Annotated in this window: 12 protein-coding genes and 1 pseudogene; 11 read left to right on the top strand and 2 right to left on the bottom strand. The window is 67.4% G+C overall.

Going from position 1 to position 19,330, the window contains the following annotated elements:
- Positions 1-14: 14 nt before the first annotated feature.
- The 6 genes from MX659_RS00525 to MX659_RS00500 all read left to right on the top strand — a co-directional run bounded on the left by MX659_RS00525 (position 15) and on the right by MX659_RS00500 (position 9,447).
- Positions 15-1,856 (top strand): GmrSD restriction endonuclease domain-containing protein, encoded by a 1,842-nt coding sequence (locus MX659_RS00525; protein ID WP_267191538.1) that lies wholly within the window; start codon positions 15-17, stop codon positions 1,854-1,856.
- Positions 1,853-4,648, top strand: a complete 2,796-nt coding sequence (locus MX659_RS00520; RefSeq protein WP_267191537.1) for a DUF1156 domain-containing protein — start codon at positions 1,853-1,855, stop codon at positions 4,646-4,648. Before MX659_RS00525 ends, MX659_RS00520 begins: the two co-directional genes overlap by 4 nt.
- 80 nt (positions 4,649-4,728) lie before the next feature.
- Positions 4,729-5,034, top strand: coding sequence for a hypothetical protein (locus MX659_RS00515; protein ID WP_267191536.1), 306 nt, complete (start codon positions 4,729-4,731; stop codon positions 5,032-5,034).
- 22 nt (positions 5,035-5,056) lie between these two features.
- The gene (locus MX659_RS00510; RefSeq protein WP_267191535.1) at positions 5,057-5,599 is read left to right on the top strand and encodes a type II toxin-antitoxin system MqsA family antitoxin; all 543 of its coding nucleotides are present in this window, start codon (positions 5,057-5,059) and stop codon (positions 5,597-5,599) included.
- Positions 5,571-6,029, top strand: a complete 459-nt coding sequence (locus MX659_RS00505; RefSeq protein ID WP_267191534.1) for a protein-export chaperone SecB — start codon at positions 5,571-5,573, stop codon at positions 6,027-6,029. The genes MX659_RS00510 and MX659_RS00505 overlap by 29 nt, the downstream gene beginning before the upstream one ends.
- Before the next feature lie 52 nt (positions 6,030-6,081).
- On the top strand, positions 6,082-9,447 hold the full coding sequence (locus tag MX659_RS00500) for a Swt1 family HEPN domain-containing protein (protein ID WP_323745434.1): 3,366 nt from the start codon (positions 6,082-6,084) through the stop codon (positions 9,445-9,447).
- A gap of 46 nt (positions 9,448-9,493) precedes the next feature.
- On the opposite strand, the gene MX659_RS00495 is transcribed toward MX659_RS00500, so the two are convergent.
- On the bottom strand, positions 9,494-10,282 hold the full coding sequence (locus MX659_RS00495) for a hypothetical protein (protein ID WP_267191533.1): 789 nt from the start codon (positions 10,280-10,282) through the stop codon (positions 9,494-9,496).
- A 53-nt stretch (positions 10,283-10,335) separates the two neighbouring features.
- The gene (locus MX659_RS00490) at positions 10,336-12,000 is read right to left on the bottom strand and encodes a coiled-coil domain-containing protein (RefSeq protein WP_267191532.1); all 1,665 of its coding nucleotides are present in this window, start codon (positions 11,998-12,000) and stop codon (positions 10,336-10,338) included.
- A 268-nt stretch (positions 12,001-12,268) separates the two neighbouring features.
- Here MX659_RS00490 and MX659_RS00485 point away from each other — a divergent pair, with 268 nt between their 5' ends.
- The 5 genes and pseudogenes from MX659_RS00485 to MX659_RS00470 all read left to right on the top strand — a co-directional run bounded on the left by MX659_RS00485 (position 12,269) and on the right by MX659_RS00470 (position 19,248).
- On the top strand, positions 12,269-12,544 hold the full coding sequence (locus MX659_RS00485; RefSeq protein ID WP_267191531.1) for a hypothetical protein: 276 nt from the start codon (positions 12,269-12,271) through the stop codon (positions 12,542-12,544).
- A pseudogene (locus tag MX659_RS09120) lies at positions 12,545-15,078 on the top strand (multicopper oxidase domain-containing protein); the annotation flags it as partial. It lies immediately after the preceding gene.
- Positions 15,054-16,859 carry a cell wall-binding repeat-containing protein gene (locus MX659_RS09115; protein ID WP_456154001.1) on the top strand — a complete coding sequence of 602 codons (1,806 nt, stop codon included), beginning with the start codon at positions 15,054-15,056 and terminating at the stop codon, positions 16,857-16,859. The pseudogene MX659_RS09120 and the gene MX659_RS09115, both read left to right, overlap by 25 nt.
- 305 nt (positions 16,860-17,164) lie before the next feature.
- Positions 17,165-17,896, top strand: coding sequence for a C39 family peptidase (locus MX659_RS00475; RefSeq protein ID WP_267191529.1), 732 nt, complete (start codon positions 17,165-17,167; stop codon positions 17,894-17,896).
- 62 nt (positions 17,897-17,958) lie between these two features.
- Positions 17,959-19,248, top strand: coding sequence for a hypothetical protein (locus tag MX659_RS00470; protein ID WP_267191528.1), 1,290 nt, complete (start codon positions 17,959-17,961; stop codon positions 19,246-19,248).
- The last annotated feature ends 82 nt before the right edge of the window (positions 19,249-19,330 follow it).

Here is a 19,330-nt window from a genome sequence, read left to right as displayed (position 1 = left end):
ACGAAAGGAACCGAATGGGCGCTATCAAGCAGTTCCAAAGCCCGGACTACCTCTTGTCGGACCTCCTGCAGAGGGTCTCCGACGGGCGAATACAGCTGCCGGATTTCCAGCGCGAATGGGTTTGGGACGAAGAGCACATCATCGGGCTTCTCGCGAGCGTCTCGATGTCGTATCCGGTGGGCGCCATCATGATGCTGGAGACGGACGATCACCAGCAGTTCCGCCCTATCGCGCTGGAAGGCGCGATCTTCCCCGAAGGGACCCGGCCTGAGCAGCTCGTCTTGGACGGACAGCAGCGGCTGACCTCGCTGTTCCTGTCCATCAAGTCGGGTCGGCCTGTGCCCACCAAAGACGCGAAGAAGAAGCCCATCCGCCGCTACTACTACTTGGACATCGCGAAGTGTCTCGACGATTCGGTGGATCGCGAAGAGGCGATCTTCGGCGTGCCGGAGGACCGCGTGCTCAGGGACTTCCGCGGCCAGCCGATCGTCGATCTGTCCACCCGCGAAGCGGAGTTCGAGCTGGGCGCGTTCCCAGTATCGGAAGTGTTCGACGTCGCCGCGTGGAGACGCGACTACCAGAAGCATCACGGCTACGATCCTGAGAAGATTCGGCAGTTCGACGAGTTCGAAGCGGAGGTCATCGAGCGGTTCAAGCAGTACCAGGTGCCGGCGATCGTGCTCACGAAGGAGACGCCGAAAGAGGCGGTCTGCCAGGTCTTCGAGAAGGTGAACACCGGCGGCGTCGTGCTCACGGTCTTCGAGCTTCTGACCGCCACCTTCGCAATCGACAACTTCCGGCTGCGCAACGACTGGCAGAAGCGGTTCGGGGAGCTCAAGAAGCACCGTGTGCTGTCGAAGATCGAAGGAACCGACTTCATCCAGAGCATCACGCTGCTCACCTCGTACCACCGACGGAAGGACGCGCTGGCTGCCGGCGTGCCCGAGAACTCGGCTCCAGGCGTCGGCTGCAAGCGCAAGGACATGCTCAAGCTCCGGCTCGACGACTACCAAGCGTGGGCCGACAAGGTGCAGGAAGCGTACGTGCGGTGTGCGCTGTTCATGCACGAGCAGCACATCTACGACGCCCGCGACGTGCCGTACCGCACGCAGTTCGTGCCGATGGCGGCCATCTTCGCCGAGCTAGGCCACGAGGCGGACACCGATGGCGCGCGTCGCAAGATCGCCCGTTGGTTCTGGTCGGGCGTGTTCGGCGAGCTCTATGGCGGCACGATCGAGTCGCGGTTCGCGAAGGACCTGCCGGAGGTCGTCGCCTGGATCCGCGGCGGCGACGAGCCCACGACCGTCAAGGATGCGATGTTCAGCCCCGGGCGCCTTCTCACGATGCGCACGCGTCAGAGCGCTGCGTACAAGGGCTTGTCGGCCTTGCTGCTCGCCGAGGGCTCGCTCGACCTCCGCACCGGTGCCAAGATCGAGCTCCACAGCTACTTCGACGAGAGCGTGGACATCCACCACCTCTTCCCGCAGGCGTGGTGCCGCGCCAACGGCATCGAGCCCGGCGTGTGCGACAGCATCGTGAACAAGGCCGTCCTCACGGCTCGCACGAACCGCATGATCGGCGGCAGCGCACCGAGCGAGTACCTGCCGAGGATGGAGAAGAGCGCGGGAATTCCGTCCGAGCGGATGGACGAGCTGCTCGCCTCGCACCTGGTGGACGCTCGCGCCATGCGGGCAGACGATTTCCACGAGTTCTTCGAAGCGCGCAAGCAGGCGATGCTTTCGCTCATCGAGCGCGCTATCGGGAAGCCGGTGATCCAAGAAGCGGTCGCCGAAGAGCCGAACGGCGTCACTGACTTCGAAGACGAGTCCGAAGCCGAGTTCATGGAGGACCTGTGACCGAACCCGCCTATCGCCGCAAGCTCATCGAGGTCGCTTTGCCGCTGGAGGCGATAAACGCCGAGAGCGCGCGGGAGAAGTCCATCCGCCACGGACACCCCTCCACGCTCCACCTGTGGTGGGCGCGCCGCCCCTTGGCTGCGTGTCGGGCGGTGCTCTTCGCCTCGCTCGTGGACGACCCCTCATCGCACCCGGAGCGCTTCCCCACGGAGGAGGCGCAAGCAGCCGAGCGCGAGCGGCTCTTCCGCATCATCGAGGAGCTCGTGAAGTGGGAGAACTCCGGAAACGAGCGCGTGCTCGCAGCCGCGCGCGAGGAGATCGCCCGCTCCTGCGACGGCGCGCCGCCTCCCGTGCTCGATCCGTTCTGCGGTGGCGGCTCCATCCCGCTCGAGGCGCAGCGTTTAGGGCTCGAGGCGCACGGGAGCGACCTCAACCCGGTGGCGGTGCTCATCACGAAGGCCCTCATCGAGATCCCGGCGCGCTTCGCGGAACGGCCTCCTGTGCATCCTGAAGCGCACGCTGGGCGGCTGGACACCGGGCAGTGGCGCGGCGCAGCGGGGCTTGCCGAGGACGTGCGATGCTACGGAGCGTGGATGCGCGACGAGGCCGCCGCGCGCATCGGGCACCTGTACCCGAAAATCTCGCTGCCGCCCGAGCACGGCGGCGGCGAAGCGACCGTCATCGCCTGGCTCTGGGCGCGGACGGTGCGCTGCCCGAACCCCGCGTGCGGCGCCGAGATGCCGCTCGCGCGCTCGTTCTGGCTTTCGAAGAAGAAAGGCAAGCAGGCGTGGGTGGAGCCCATCGTCGACCGCGCAGCCAAGACCGTGCGCTTCGAGGTGAGGACAGGCGAGGGGGTGCCGCAGGACGGGACGGTCGACCGCCGCGGCGCGCGCTGCATCGTGTGCGGCTCTCCGGTCCCCTTCGACCACGTGCGTGCGGAGGGCCGTGCGGGGCGCATGGGTGCTGCGCTTATGGCCATCGTCGCTGAAGGCTCGAGGGGGCGCATCTACCTGCCGCCGAGCGAGGAGCACGCGCGCATCGCGAGGAGCGCGCAGCCGACGTGGCGGCCGGACGCTCCCTTGCCCGACAACCCTCGAAACTTCAACACGCCGAATTACGGCCTCGACAACTACGGCAAACTCTTCACCCCGCGGCAGCTTGTGGCGCTCACGACGTTTTCTCACCTCGTGGGCGAGGCGCGCGAGCGCGTGCGTGCGGACGCCATCGCAGCCGGCATGCCCGACGACGGTGTGGGCCTTGAGGCCGGCGGCTCCGGCGCCACCGCCTACGCGGATGCGGTGGCGACGTACCTGGGGTTTGCGGTGGACAGGTGCGCCGACGGGTGGTCGAGTCTCACCAGCTGGAGGCACAGTGTTGAGGCTACGCGTGGTACCTTTGCGCGACAAGCATTGCCTATGGTGTGGGATTACGCAGAGGCAAATCCGTTCAGTAGTTCGTGCGGAAACTGGTCGGGTGCCGGCGTTGATTGGGTCGGAGAAGCAATCGGGATGACTCCGGCGACATCTGCTGGCTTCTCCCGTCAGCTCGACGCGACGGCCGCCATCGACGGCGTCGAGCGTCCCCTCATCTCCACCGACCCGCCCTACTACGACAACATCGGCTACGCCGACCTCGCGGACTTCTTCTACGTGTGGCTCCGCCGCTCGATCGGGGATGTCTACCCGCAGCTCATGAGCACGCTCCTTGTCCCGAAGGCCCAGGAGCTCGTGGCCACCCCGTACCGGTTCGACGGTGACAAGCGGAAGGCCAAGGAGTTCTTCGAGAAAGGGCTCGGCCAGGCGTTCGCGCGCATGCGCGAGGCGCACGACGCGCGCTTCCCGCTCACCGTCTACTACGCCTTCAAGCAGTCCGAGGAGGGCGACGGCGACGCGGGCGCCGCCTCCACCGGCTGGGAGACGATGCTCGAAGGGCTCATCCGGGCCGGCTTCTCCGTCCTCGGCACCTGGCCCATGCGGAGCGAGCGCGAGGGTCGAACGATATCGGTAGGCACCAACGCCCTCGCCTCCTCGATCGTGCTCGTCTGCCGGCCGAAGCCCGAGGGCGCCCCCATCGCCACGCGCGGCGAGTTCGTCTCGGCTCTCAAGCGCGAGCTTCCCGAGGCGCTCAAGCGCTTGCAGGAGGGCAGCATCGCGCCTGTGGACCTCGCGCAGGCGGCCATCGGCCCGGGCATGGCCGTGTTCACGCGCTACGCCAAGGTCGTCGAGTCGGACGGCACCGCCATGCGCGTGCGCGACGCGCTCGCACTCATCAACCAGGTCCTCGACGAGGTCTTGGCCGAGCAGGACGCCGATTACGACCCTGCCACCCGGTTCGCGGTCGCCTGGTTCGAGCAGCGCGGCTTCGACGAAGGCCCCTTCGGCGAGGCCGAGGTGCTCGCCAAGGCCAAGGGCGTGTCAGTCGACGCGCTCGCGCGCGACGGCTTCCTTCAGGCCGCTGCCGGTAAGGTCCGCCTGCTGCGCCGCGCGGAGCTTCCGGACGACTGGGACCCGGCCACCGACAAGCGGCTCACGGTGTGGGAAGTGGCCTCGTACCTCGTGCGCGCGTACGAGGAGGGCGGCGAGAGGGCCGCGGCCGACCTGCTCGCTCGCGTGGGCGCAGCCTACGGCCAGACCGCGCGCGAGCTCGCGTACCGCTTGTTCGCGGTGTGCGAGAAGAAGGGCTGGAGCTCAGAGGCGCTGCCGTTCAACGCGTTTATCGTGGCGTGGCCGGAGATCTCGAGCCTGGCGGCGTCGAGCGGAGGCGGGGCGGTGCAAGAGGAGCTCGAAGTCTGAGGGGTGGAGGGCGCACACACAGGACGAGTGTTGCGCCGATGGTAGCATCGTGCTACCTTACGTGAGTGGCGGGAGTACGGATGGCGGCTCGCTACGATCCAAGGGAGGTCGTTCGGCTTGCGCGCGAAGGCAAGGTCACGGCCACCAAGCACGTCGTCCGATGGCTCGCGAATCACGACTATGACGTGAAAGAGACGCTCGTCGAAGTGCTTTCGAGCCTTGAGTCGGCTGGCCGTTACGTGAAGTCGTGCGTGCTGAAGAATGACGAGACTGCCGATGTCTACCTGGTCGAGCTCGAGGAGGAGTGGTACTTGAAGTTCTGGGTCGACGAGGACCAGCTTGTGGTTGACGTCTGGTCGTGTTGTTGGGACGGCGCCGTCCATTAGACGGTATAGAGAGGCGAGTGCGATGTATCCGAAGAAGTGTGCTGAGTGTGGCGGGGAGGTCGTCCTCTCCACGGCACCTATCGAGATCGAGGTGCGCGGCGAGCTCGTGCGCGTGCCTGGCATCGAGCACGCCGTGTGCGCTTCGTGCGGCGAAGAGTACCTGTCGCTCGATGCGGCCGAGCTGCTCCAGAAGGAGGCGGTTCGTCGAGTCAGGACGACGCGAGGGCTGCTCACGCCTGAAGAGATCCGGTCTCTTCGTCACTCGCTGGCGCTCTCTCAGGCAGACTTGGAGAAGCTGCTCGGCGTCGGCCCCAAGACGGTGGTGCGGTGGGAGAAAGGCACGGTGTTCCAAAGCGCTACCGCCGACCGTCTCATGCGTCTGATCGCGGCGCATCCCGAGCTCGTCGCCGAGCTTCGAAGCGGAGCGCTGTACGACGCGGGTAGTGGCGCGTCTTCATGGCGGGGCGATGATCCTCTCGGCGGGGATTGGGAGCGTCAGCCAGTACGGGGCGCTCATCTGAGGGTGGTGACGACGGGTGGCCACGACTGCGCCGCTGCGGCTTGATGTCTTCCTCATCGACCGGCTCGAAGTCGTCGCAATCGCTGGCTTCAGGCGCAAGCGCGGGGACATCGATGTCGACATAGACGTACAACCGCAGTACTTGAGGAAGATCGACGACGATCGACATCACCAGATCGTCCTCGACGTCCGCTTCAAGCCGGCGAAGGCCAATTCTGCGCCGTACAAGGGCCGCATCGTTGGGCGCGGCTTGTTCACTATCACCGAGAGTCTTGATGAAGCAGATGTCGCCCGCTATGTGCTCCACAACGGCTCTGCGATCTTGCTGGGTCTATTGCGGGCGCAGGTCGCGCAAACGACCGCTCTCGCCCGTTGGGGGCAGTTCCTCATCCCCCCGATAAACCTCGTGGACACGTTCGCCAAGGCGGCCGCTTCATCGGAGGACGCAAGCAAGCACGCCGGCGGGCAGCAGTGACAAGCCGGTGACCGTCTGCGGCGCGCCGATGAGGGCGGCTATGGATCGATAGGTGCGGGGCCGCATTTCTGGGATGCTGGAAGGAGTCGAAGTCGAGATGGCGCTTTCGAACCGCGACAGGGTAGGCAGGGGGCTTGAGCTCCTGGCGCAGGGACTGCGCCCGTTCTTCTTGCGCGAGATGTCAGCGACGGCGGGCCCTGACTGGTACGACCGCATCGACGTGCAGGGCAAAGAAGGCTCCTCCGAAGCCGAATTCCGGGATGCGTACGTCTTGCTGAAGGCGATGTGGGACTACTGGAATCCGGTTTTCGGCAAGGTGCTCGGCCACGCCGAACGTTCGCTCGTGAGCGAGCTTCGGGACGTGCGCAACCGCTGGGCCCACAACGAGGCCTTCTCCACGGACGATGCCTACCGCGCGCTCGACAGCATGCAGCGGCTCTTGGCGGCGGTCTCCGCTCCGGAGCAGGCCGAACTCGATCGGATGAAGCAGGAGGTGCTCCGCCTCCGTTACGAAGAGCAGGCGCGTCGCGAGAAGCAGAAGGCGGTGCAGACGGCGATCGAGGGCATGCCTGCCGCCGGTCTCACCTCATGGCGCCTCGTCGTCAAGCCGCACCACGACGTCGCCACCGGTCGGTATCAGTCTGCGGAGTTCGCCGCCGATCTCGCGCAGGTCCATCGCGGCGAAGGGGCGGACGAGTACCGCGACCCCGTCGAGTTCTTCCGCCGCACGTACCTCACCGAGGGGCTCAAGTCGCTGCTCGTCCGCGCGGCGGAGCGCCTGTCCGGCACCGGCGGCGACCCGATCATCGAGCTGCAGACGAACTTCGGCGGCGGCAAGACGCACTCGTTGCTCGCACTGTACCACCTGTTCTCGGACGCGCCAGTGGAAAAGCTGCTCGGCGTGCACGAGCTGCTCGGAGAGAAGGGGATCGAACGGCCGGCGGGCGTGCGCCGAGCGGTCATCGTCGGCACAGCCATCTCGCCGGGCCAGCCGTCCACGAAGCCCGACGGCACCGTCGTGCGCACGCTGTGGGGCGAGATCGCCTGGCAGCTGGGCGGCGCTGAGGGGTACGCGATGGTTGCCGAAGCCGATTTGACCGCCACGAACCCCGGGGTCGCGCTTACGGAGGTGCTCAGGCGGTATGCGCCGTGCGTGATCCTCATCGATGAGTGGGTCGCGTACGCTCGTCAGTTGTACGGCAACGCGAGTCTGCCCGCGGGCACGTTCGACACGCACTTCACCTTCGCCCAGGCGCTCACCGAAGCGGTGAAGGCGACGCCCGGCGCGCTGCTGGTGGTATCCATCCCGGCTTCAGATGCTGTGCGTGACGTGGAGGGCGTGTCCTCGGCAAGCGCTGCCGAGATCGGCGGCGAAGGCGGCTACGAGGCGCTCAGGCGGCTCAAGAACGTGGTCGGGCGGACGCAGTCGCCGTGGCGACCTGCCACCGCGGAAGAGAGCTTCGAGATCGTCCGCCGGCGCCTGTTCGAGGACATGACCGACCCCGAAGCGTTCAAGAAGCGGGATGCCGTGATCGGCGCGTTCATGGACCTGTACGCGGCGCAACGCGACGAATTCCCGAGCGAGTGCCGGGAGGCCGAGTACCGCCGGCGCATGGAGATCGCGTACCCGATCCACCCCGAGCTGTTCGATCGGCTGTACTCGGACTGGTCGTCGCTCGAACGCTTCCAGCGCACCCGTGGCGTGTTGCGCCTCATGGCGGCGGTGGTGCATGCGCTCTGGGTCGGCGAGGACTCCAGCCTCCTCGTGATGCCGGGGACGGTGCCGATCCACGTCGAAAGCGTGCTCAACGAGCTCACGCGCTACCTGGAAGACAACTGGAAGCCGATCATCGAGCGAGACGTGGACGGCCCCAACGCGCTGCCGGTGAAGCTCGACCAGGAGAACCCGGGTCTTGGGCGCTTTTCGGCCTGTCGCCGGGTCGCGCGCACCATATACCTCGGCTCGGCGCCGACGGTGGGGACGAAGCATCCCGGCCTGGACGACAAGCGCGTCAAGCTCGGCTGCGTCCAGCCGGGCGAGAGCCCTGCCGTCTTCGGCGATGCTCTGCGTCGTCTTGCGGACAAGGCGATGTATCTGGCGACCGACGGGTCCCGGTACTACTTCACAGTCCGGCCGACGCTGAACCGGCTCGCGCAGGATCGCGCCGAGGCGCTCAAGCCCGCGGACGTCCAGGCCGCGATCATCAAGGAGCTCAAGAGCGTGTTCGCTCAGCGAGGCGACTTCCACGGCGTGCACGTCGCTCCCGAGTCGACGGGCGACGTCCCGGACGAAACCGACGTGCGTCTGGTGGTGCTGGGCCCAGCGCATCCTCATTCGGCGAAGACCGAGTCTTCGGAGGCGCGCGCTCGCGCTATGGAAATCCTCGCGAATCGCGGCACCTCACCCAGACGCTACCGCAACGTGCTTGTGTTCGCCGCTCCCGACCGCTCGCTTCTTGAGCCCGTTGAGTCGGCCGTTCGGCTGCGGCTGGCATGGGAGGCTATCCAGCAGGATGCGGAGGAGTTGAACCTGGGGGCCGCAGAGCTGCGGCAGGTGGAATCGCGTACGAGAGAGCTCGCTGAGACGGTGCGGCATCAACTCGTTGAAGCGTGGCAATGGGTGCTCGTGCCGACTCAGCCGGACCCGCGTGGCGACATCGAGTGGCAGCAGATCAAGGTGTCAGGCGATGGTCCGATGGCGCAGCGGATCTCAGACAAGCTCGCGCGCGAGGAGCAGCTGGTGACGCGCATGGCGGGCACGGTGCTTCGCATGTGGCTCGACCGGATCCCGCTGTGGAAGGGCGACGGCATCCAGGTGCGAGAACTCGCAGAGCTCTTCGCTCAGTACCTCTACCTCCCGAGGCTGCGAGACCGGAACGTTCTGTTCGAAGCGGTGCAAGACGGCGTGCGATCGCTGAACTGGGCGAACGAGACCTTCGCGTACGCCGAGGCGTTCGACGAGACAAGTGGCGACTACCGGGGCGTTCATGCAAGCGAGACCGTGAGCATCATGGACAGCGGACACGTCGTGAAGCCGGAAGTGGCTGCGCGGATCGGCCGAGGCATCGAGGTGCCGTTGGTGAGCCAGCCGGGTGCCGGCGAGCAAGACGCTCTTTGGGGTTCTGGCACAGCGACGGCGCCCGCCGACGAAAGCAGGCCCGGGGCGCCCGCAAGTGCGCCGTTGCCCAGGCGGTTCCACGCGACGGTCTCGATCGATCCCCTCACGCCGGCTGGCAGTGTGTCCACGGTGGCGGATCACGTGCTCAAACACCTGACAACCCTGCCAGGAGCCGTGGCGCGCGTCGAGCTGGACATCGAGGTCGAGGTGCCGGGAGGGATACCCGAAGACGTGCAGCGCACGGTCTCCGAGAACGCGAACACGCTCAAGTTCAGCGATCACGGCTTCGAGACGGAGTAGGGTGCCGCACGCCGCGGTGCAGCGCGAGCGTGGCTCCCGCCGCTGGCTACGGGTACTGGAACCCGCCGGAGCCGGGCTCCATCACGCCTGAGGAGCCTGCCGCGCCGGAGCCGTCCTTCGCGCTGATCCAGTAGTTCTCGAGGAGCGGCGAGCCCGTCGTCGCGAGCGCCATCTCGATGAGCGAGGCGCGTACGTCGCCGTTCCACGACGGCAGCGACGTGGTGACGACCAGGCGCGTGCCGCCGGAGCCCGTGTCCACCGAGATCGACTCGATGGCGTCGTACCAGTCCTCGTCGGGCCCCAGCTTCACAAGGCCGCCGGGGCCGTAGACCTTCGCGAGCCACGCCTTCATCCCTTCGGGCGTGGTGGGCGCGGGCGGCAGCGCGAACGCCTCGGCCATCGTCTTGCCGCCGCTGCTGTACAGTGGGGTCAGGGTCTTGTCGCCGTCCAGCAGCGCCACGTTCGGTGCGGGCTTGAAGCTGTCGTACGCGCCCAGTGCCTCGTTGATCGCCTGCTGCTTCCGGTTCGCCTCGTCGAAGACTGCGGGGTCGGTCTGCCCGATCAGCTTCCAGCCGGTGTGGATGACGAAGACCGGGGCCCCGAGGTAGGTCTCGAGCGTGACGTCGGTGATGTTGCCGAGCCAGTCAGCGCCCGGATTGTCGCGTTCGAGCGCCGCCTTCAGCCCCTCGGGCGAGTCGATCTCCTTGTAGTCGCCGGCGCTGGAGCCCCCAGGCGAGCTCGTGCCTGCGCCGCTGCCACCACCCCCGCACGCAGCGGTCAGCGCCAGGACGACAGCGAGGGAGAGAAGCACGGAAGCGACGCGCGTGGCCCGCATGGCGGCCTCCTCTTGTCCGAGGGCTCTGCGAGACAAGCGTACCACGGGGCCCGCTACTGCGTGCGGTCGATCGCCTCCATGTATTCGACGAACCTCTCGATCTCGATGGTGGCGACAAGGGCGTCCCGAGACACGCGCGCGACCTGCGCGTCTCGCCACACGTGCTTGTAGTCGGTGCTGACGACCAGGTAGCGCGCCTGCGGGTTCCCCTCCTCGATGATCCGGGCGATGGCCCCGTCCGCGCCGCCGTTCGTCGTATGGCAGTACCGCACGACGAGGTTCGGGCTGTGGGGCTCGACGCTGTCCCCGTGCTTGCTGTCGAAGCACAGGATGACGCGCGTGTCCGGATTGAGCTCCCCCAGCCGTCGCGCGAGGCGTTCTGCAGACTGCACGAGGAGGGGCCGCTGCTCTGGCTCTTCGTGCTTCTCGAACCGCCGGCGGATCATGTTGTGCCCGTCAATCACCACGACGTCCGCGACCTCCTTCCCGAAGATCGCTTGCTCCAACTCCTCGAGGCGTTGGCGTTCTCGCTCGCGCCACGCGGCCTCCATCTCCTCTTGCTTCCGGCGCGCGGCAGCGGCTTGCTGCTTGCGTTCCTCGATCTCGCGCAGCGCCTCGTTCCGCCGCTCTTCTTCCTCGCGCTTGCGCTCCTGGTATGCCGCGACGCCGCGCTTGAGCCGGTCGAGCGTCGATATCGTCCGCTCCAGCGACGACAGCTCCTCCAACAGCACGGAAAGCCCGGTCTCCTCAACGAGCGCCTCGATCTGCTCACGCCGTGACCGCTCGTCGCGAAGCTCCGCCTCGAGAGCGTCGGCCCGCGCCTCGCTTGCTCGCGCGGCGTCTTCCGACGCGGAGAGACGCTCCAGCAGCACAGCGCGCTCCTCTTCGAAGAGGGCGGCCTGGCTCTTCAGCTTCTCCTCGAGCGTCGTCTTGCCCCGTTTGAGCTCCTCAAGCTGTCGTTTGAGCTCCCGGTTCTCGACGCGGGCTTCGGCGTGCGGCGACGAGACCTCGCGCAGCTTCTCGGAAAGGTCCGCCGCCAGCCTCTCGGCGTCGGCCTTCTTCGCAGTGAGGTCTTCGGCTTTGCGCGTGAGCGAAGCCACCTGCTTCTTGGCTCGCTCGAGCTCCCTTCGCACGAGCTTCAGCTCATGCGTGGCGGCTTTCATCTTTTGGCGGAGCTGCTCGAGCCCGTCGCCAGATGCAGTCGCGCCCTGCTGATCCGCGGTCTGCTGTTCGCCGAAGGAGTCCATCAGCGCACACAGCGCGAGGTCGAACGCCTTCTTGCTGCGGCACTCGCCCTTCGCGTACGCCTCGTACGTCCTGAGGAAGGCGGGAATGGGACCGACAGCGCCCAGCATCGCGCGCACGTCGGCGACACCCACACGCGGGTGAGCCGCTCGGATCTGGCCGAGGTCGGGGCTCGCCGCGGCCAGGACGACCAAGGCGGTGCCGTTCTCGCACGCTTCGAGGAAGGAGTCCCGAAGCTTCTTGTTCTTCCAGAATCGATCCGGCGGCGTCCCGTGCAGCCCGAGCAGCTCGAGCGCCAATGCTCCGAGCGGCGCCCGCCACGCGGCGTCCGCTCGCGCCGCTGCGAGCAATCGCTCGCATGCCTCTCGCGGGACCGGCGGCGCCTTGAGCGGCGGCTTCGCCGTCTCCGGCTCGACCGCCCGACCGTTGTCGCGGCCGGCCGGCTTTCTACGAACGCGGCGTCGTGCACCCACGGAGTCCCCCTTCCCGGTCGTCGGGCCTGCAATACGATGATTGCACACGGGACTGACACGGAGCGCGTCTCAGTCGAGCAGGCCGTTCGGACGCTCTCGCCCGCCGTTCAGCGAGAACGGGTCGTCTGAAGGCGCGGCCCCGTTACTCCCCGGCCCGAACCTGGGTATGAACACGCAACCGCAGCGGCATCGCCGCGTGGGTGCAAGCCAGGATCGTTCGAAAGGCGGTGCCGGTATGCGCAACCCCTCCCGTCAGCGACGCAGCCTCGTGTTCCTTCTCTTGGTCTTCGCGATCCTTGCCTCGTTCACGGCGAGCGCCTGGGCGGCCGTAGACCGCGGAGTCCCCGTCTCGCCGTACACGACGAAGGCGTTGCGGGTTCGCCAGGCGATGGACCGTCGCTTCAGCCAGGCAGAGCGAGAAGCGGCGGCCGAGCGGCTGAAGCAGATGGCTGCCTCCCGCGGCCTGAAACCGTCTGACATGATGCCGATGCCCGGTCCGGGCGATCCGCCGGACTACTTCGGCATGACGCCGAACTGGGCGTAGTCGCCGCCGCTCAGGAAGTTCGTCGACGGCCTTCCGGGCCTCGGCCCCGAGAACGCCAACAACCTGGGGCAGTACCTCCCCGTGGCGAAGCCCGACACCATCACCTACCCGGGCTGCGACTACTACGAGATCGAGCTTCGCCAGTACACAGAGCAGCTGCACTCCGACCTCCCGCCGACGACGTTGCGCGGATACGTGCAGGTCAACAAGGGGACGGACGAGCACGGGCGCAACCATCGAGCCGGACCCGATCCACTACTTCGGTCCCATCATCTTCGCGCGGAAGGACCGTCCGGTCCGCGTGAAGTTCACCAACAAGCTCCCCACGGGCGAGGGCGGCGACCTGTTCATCCCGGTGGACACCACGTACATGGGCGCAGGCTACGGGCCGCTCGGCATGATGCCCGGAGACCCGATGTACACGCAGAACCGCGCGTCGCTCCACCTGCACGGCGGGAAGACGGTGTGGATCTCGGACGGCACGCCGCATCAGTGGGTCACGCCCGCCGACGAGAACACCCCATATCCGAAGGGCGTGAGCGTGTACAACGTCCCGGACATGCCTGATCCCGGGGACGGGTCGATCACGTTCTTCTACAGCAACCAGCAGAGCGCCCGGATGCTGTGGCTGCACGACCACTCGTACGGCATCACGCGGCTGAACGTCCTGGCAGGCGAAGCGGCCGGTTACTTCCTGACCGACGAGGTCGAGCAGGATCTCATCGAGCGAGGGCTCATACCCGAGACCCAGATCCCGCTGGTGATCCAGGACAAGACCTTCGTCGACGCGAGCACCATCGCGACGACGGACCCGACGTGGGCATGGGGGTCGACGCCGGGCACCCCGCACACCGGCGACCTGTGGTTCCCGCACGTGTACATGCCCGCGCAGAACCCCGCGATGCCTGACGGCGTGAACCCGATGGGCCGCTGGCACTACGGCCCGTGGTTCTGGCCGCCCACAGTCAACATCCCGCATCCGCCGGTCCCCAACCCGTACTACGACCCAGTAAACGCGCCGTGGGAGTACGAGTTGATGCCGGGAGTCCCGTACGTCTCGAGCGGCATGGAGGCGTTCAACGATACGCCGATCGTCAATGGGACCGCCTACCCCGTGCTCGAGGTGGATCCGAAGGCGTACCGGTTCCGCATCCTGAATGCGGCGAGCGACCGGTTCTGGAACCTGCAGCTCTACCTCGCCGACCCGAACACGATCTCGTGCGACGGGCGGCGCAAGACCGAAGTGAAGATGGTGCCCGCGAAGCCCACGCCGGGGTGGCCCGCTAACTGGCCGACCGACGGGCGCGAAGGCGGCGTGCCGGACCCGGCCACCGCTGGTCCTGACTGGATACAGATCGGCACGGAGGGCGGTTTCCTGCCCAAGGTGGCGGTGGTTCCGCAGCAGCCGATCACCTGGGTGACCGACGTGACGCTCTTCAACGCCGGCAATGTCGACAAGCACTCGCTGCTGCTCGCGCCCGCAGAAAGAGCGGACGTCATCGTCGACTTCTCGAAGTACGCGGGCAAGACGCTCATCCTCTACAACGACGCGCCTGCAGCGTTCCCCGCCGGCGATCCGCGCTACGACTACTACACGGGAGCACCGGACCTGCGCGACACCGGTGGCCACGACACACCGCGGGTCGGGTTCGGCCCGAACACGCGCACGATCATGCAGATCAAGGTACGTCCTGAAGCGCCGGCTCCGGAATTCGATCTGGCTGCCCTTGAGGACGCGTTCAGGCACACGGACGATCACGACAGCGTCTTCGAGCGCGATCAGAACAAGATCATCATCCCTGACGCACGCTACAACGAGACGTACGGGCGGTCGTTCCCGACAGACCAGTACGTGCGTATCTACCAGACGACGCACAAGTTCAAGAACCTTGACGGCGTTGAGACGACCTTCGCGCTCCAGCCGAAGGCCATCCAAGACGAGCAAGGCGAGACGTTCGATGAGTACGGCCGCATGCGCGGCAACCTCGGCCTCGAGCGGCCGACGGGGGTCCCGGGCGCTCCGAACTTCATCCTGTACGGGTTCATCGATCCGCCCACCGAGGTCGAGCAGGCCGTCGACGTCACCATGGAGGCGCTCACGCCGATCGCCGGTGACGGGACGCAGATCTGGAAGATCACGCACAACGGCGTGGACACCCATCCGATGCACTTCCACCTGTACGACGTCCAGCTCATCAACCGCGTAGGATGGGACGGCTTCCTGCGGTATCCGGACGACACCGAGCTGGGATGGAAAGACACGGTCCGCGTCTCGCCGCTGGAAGACACGATCGTCGCGCTGCGGCCGGTCGCGCCGCGCATCCCGTTCGGGGTGCCCGACAGCAGGCGTCCGCTCGATCCCACGCAGCCGATAGGCGGCATGATGGGGTTCTCGACGGTCGATCCGGTGACGGGGCAGCCGTACGAGATGCCGGTCCAGAACGAGGTCCGTGACTTCGACTGGGAGTACGTGTGGCACTGCCACATCCTCAGCCACGAAGAGATGGACATGATGAGGCCTGTCACGGTGGCCGTGAAAACGTCGCTCCCAGAGACCCCGACGATCGACTCGACTGCCGTGGTCTCGCCAGGGGCCGTGCGGCTCACGTGGCTCGATGCGACGCCGCCTGATCTCGAATCGACGTGGGGCAATCCCGCGAACGAGATCGGGTTCCGCGTGGAGCGGGCGCCGGTGGACGCGTCCGGCACGGTGGGCACGTTCGAGGAGATCGGGCGGTCGCTCGCCAACCATCCCGCCTTCTCCGATCCGGGCGTGTCGGTCGGCAACACCTACGCGTACCGCGTCATCGCGTTCAACGAGTCGGGAGAGACGACGTCCGAGCCGGTGACGATCGGTCCTGTGGTCGACGACACGACGCCGCTCACGACGTCGAACGTGGACGACCTGTGGCACCCCGGCCCGTTCTCGGTGTCGCTCGAGGCCACCGACACGCTGACGGGCGTCGCGGCCACCTACCTGGCCGTCGACGGCGCCGCTCCGCAAGCGTACGTCGCGCCTGTGGACGTGAGCGGGGAGGGCACGCACACCGTCGAGTTCTGGTCGGAGGACGCGTCTGGGAACGTCGAGGCCACGAACACCGTTGCGCTGCTGATCGACGACACGCCGCCGACGACGGTCGATGATGCGAGCAGCGCGTACGTCGGGGAGGCCGTCGTGCACCTCAGCGGCGCTGACGCGCTCTCTGGCGTCGCGTCGACGTGGTGGCGGCTCGACGGCGGCGCGGCGTCGAAGGGCGGATCCGTGGAGACGGAGGCCAAGGGCGCTCACCTGCTCGAGTATTGGTCGGTCGACGCGGCCGGCAACGTCGAGCCGACGCGGACGGCGTCCTTCACGGTCTTGCCGGCACCGACTGCGTACACAGCGTTGGAGGGCCCGCGCCGTGTCGAAACGGCACTGGCGGTCTCAAGGTCCTCCTTCCCGACCGGCTCGGTCGACACCGTCGTGGTGGCCAGCAGCTATGCCTGGTCCGACGCTCTCGTTGGCTCCTCCCTCGCGGGCGCGTACGAATCGCCGATACTGCTGACCTCGCCCTTTGCGCTGTCTCCCGGCGTCGCCGAGGAGATCGCTCGGCTCGGGGCCTCGCACGCCGTGCTCCTCGGCGGCCCCGGTGCGGTCAGCCCCGCAGCGGAGAGCGCGCTCAAGGCGGTTCTGGGCGACGCGAACGTGCGGCGCATCGGTGGCGTCGACCGGTACGAGACGGCACGCTTGATAGCTGCCGAGACCCTGTCGTTCTACGGGTGTGCGTGGGACGGCACGGCGATCGTGACCACCGGAGGGAACTTCCCGGACGCGCTGTCTGCGGCCCCGCTTGCGGCGGGCAAAGGGTGGCCGATATTCCTGGCCTCGCCGACAGGGCTCCGGTCTGCTGACCTGCACGCGATGCAGGCGGCAGGCGTCGACACCGCCATCATCATCGGCGGCACCGGAGCCGTGCCAGCGAGCGTGGCGTCTGCGCTCCAGGGAACGCTCGGAGCGGCCGTGACGCGGCTCGGCGGCGCTGACCGCTACGAGACGTCCGCGCTGGTGGCGGGGCACGCCGTTTCAAACGGGTGGCTTTCGTGGCGGCGCCTTGGTATCGCCACGGGAGAGAACTTCCCTGACGGGATATCGGGCGGCGCTGCGCAGGGGCGTCTGGGCTCGGTTCTGCTGCTCACCCCGTCTACGAGCGTCCGTCCGGCGACGCGCGACGCGCTGATCGCGAACAAAGACGCGATCGAGGAGGTCCGCTTCTTCGGAGGCGCGGGCGCGTTGAGTCCGGCCGTTCGGACGACGATCCAGGGACTTCTCCACTAGACGTCCACAATCGCGGTGGCACGCGCGGGTCCGTTCGATGCGAGCGGGCCCGCGCTGCATCGCGCGGGTCGGCGATCCGGCGGGCCGCCCCGGAGCACAGCCGGCGCAGCGTCGCCGTCACTGCTGCGGGCGTTGAGTTCGCGGCAAGGTCGCGTTAATGCCTCCCTGGTAGCGTCGCCTCGGGCTCGGTGCGCGTGAGGGGCGTGCCGAGCGCAGGGGAACCTCGACGGGCCCTCGAGCGAGCCGGGCGCTCCTCGTCGGCGACGCCTCGGGAAGCAGGATCACCGAGACCGAAGGGGGACACGATGAGACTCAACAAAGCTGCGGTCGCAGCGGCCGTTGCCATCGCGCTTCTGGCGCATCCGGCGCTCGCGCTCGCGGACACCGGCGATGGGCGGACGGACACGAAGAACGTCGTCAGCGCGGCAGATGTCGCGATCGAGCAGCAGTACCAGGCGTGGCTGCGGCGCACAGGCGGGAAGACCGCCTCGGCCGTTCAGCCGACCGTGATCGATGCTCCGTACCGCTACTTCTGGACGCCGAGCCACCGGCAGGAGACCAACTACTACTGCGGCCCTGCGACCGTGCAGATCATCGCAGACTACTGGGGCGACTGCCCGTCGCAGGACGACATCGCGAGGTTCCTGGGCACCGACGTCAACAAGGCCACGGACTTCTCGCTCGTGGACGACGCGCTCAGGTACTTCACGGGACGCCCGTACACGTACGTCACCTGCACCAGCCTGAGCGACGTGTACACCCGCATCGCCTACGGGATGCAAGTACGTGGCAATCCGGAGGCCACGGACGTGCGGATCGACGCAGACGTGTGGCCCAACTACGTGTATGACCACGCAGGGCACATCATCCCGCTCGAGGCGTTCGACTGGCGGAGCTACACGGTGCGCGTGAACGATCCATACGACGAGCGGTACTATCGTCCGGGCGGCGGGGACACCTACGGACACAAGACGTATCAGCGGAGCGTCGTCGGGTCGGGCATCATGGCGCATCCGAGGCACGCGATCGTCTACTGACGGCAATCGGGTGGGTCGCTGGGCTCCAGCGGCCCACCCCGACACGAGGGGAGAACGAGGGGATGGAAGCAGGAGCCGGGCGTTCGTGCAGGAAGGCGAGCACGCGTCGGCGGAGCGCGGTCGGCATTGCGGCGGCCGTCGCGCTGGCGGTGCTGGTGGGCGCGGCAGGGTGCGCGAAGGGGACGGCGGCATCGAGTCCACCGACGAAGCCGAACGCGAGCGCGACGCAAGCGGCGGCCGAAGCCGAGCGCCCCATCGAGACATCAGAGGTTGCGCCGCCGCCGATGTCGGTGAAGGACTGGCCGATGCCGGGCCGCTGGAACCTCTGCGGGCTCAGCGACCGGTTCGCGGCGTTCACGGGAACGGAGACGACGCTGTTCGGCGACGCGCCGATCCTGCTGCTCGACCTGCAGACCGGGAGGCGCGCTGTGGTCCGCGCGCACGCGGTGAACCGGGAGAAGCTGTACGGCGTCGTGGGGCTGCGGTGCTCGGATCGATGGATCGTGTGGGAGGAGCTGCGCGGCAACGAGCAGAAGGAGCCGTACGATTGCCAGTGGAAGCTGTACGCCGCCAAGATCCAAGACGGCGGCGCGGCCGTGAGCGAGCCCGTCCTTCTGGATGAGAGCATCACGTCCATCCAGAACCGTCCCCTGTTCGCAGTCATCGGCGACGAGGTGTTCTGGATGACGAACAGCGCCCCGAGCGGTCACCAGGACGGGACGCTCTGGGGCTCGCGCATCAAGGCCCGGCGGCTGCCGGACGGCGAGGTGCGCACGGTCTTCGAGTCCGACACGAACATCGCGACGATGTCGGAGAGCGAGGGGCGCCTCGTCATCAGCCAGCACGTGGACAACAAGGGAGAGGCGGTCGTCGTCAAAGTCATCGATCCGGCGAACGGAGCCGTGCTTCGCGAGTACGATCCCCGCAACGGCTCGTCGCGCATCGCGCACTTCCCGAAAGTGCACGGGAGCGCTCTGACGTGGGCGGTGCTCGATGAGCCCGACTCGGACCAGACCACGCTGCTCTACGCGGACGAGACGACCCGCGGGGTGCTCGAGGGCGACGGCATCGACCCGGTGATGGTCGGACCGTACGTGTTCTACGAGACGCTTCGCGTCGAGCGGACCGCCGGCGGCGAGCCCCGCGAGATCCAGCGCATCCGTGGGTTCGACCCGGCGCACAAGACGTGCTTCACGCTGTACGAATCGAGGCCGGCGACGGACGGCACTTGGCAGATATGGCTGGCTCAGGGGTATGACGCCAAGCGGTTCGTGATGGTGAACGACACATCGGGTGCCGAGGCGGGAGCAGGTGACAAGACGATCGTGCGAGTGTGCGAGGTCGAGCAGTAAGCGTGTGCGTGGCGCGCCGGCACGGCGCGCCACTAGCGCTCAACCGCCCCTGCTGGCATACTTGCCACGCGCCCGCCACAGG

Source organism: Parvivirga hydrogeniphila (assembly GCF_023371205.1).
In the GTDB taxonomy this organism is placed as follows: Bacteria; Actinomycetota; Coriobacteriia; order Anaerosomatales; family Anaerosomataceae; genus Parvivirga; species Parvivirga hydrogeniphila.
The sequence above is the reverse complement of the archived record's forward strand: the minus strand, read 5'-3'. Positions and strand labels throughout refer to the sequence as shown.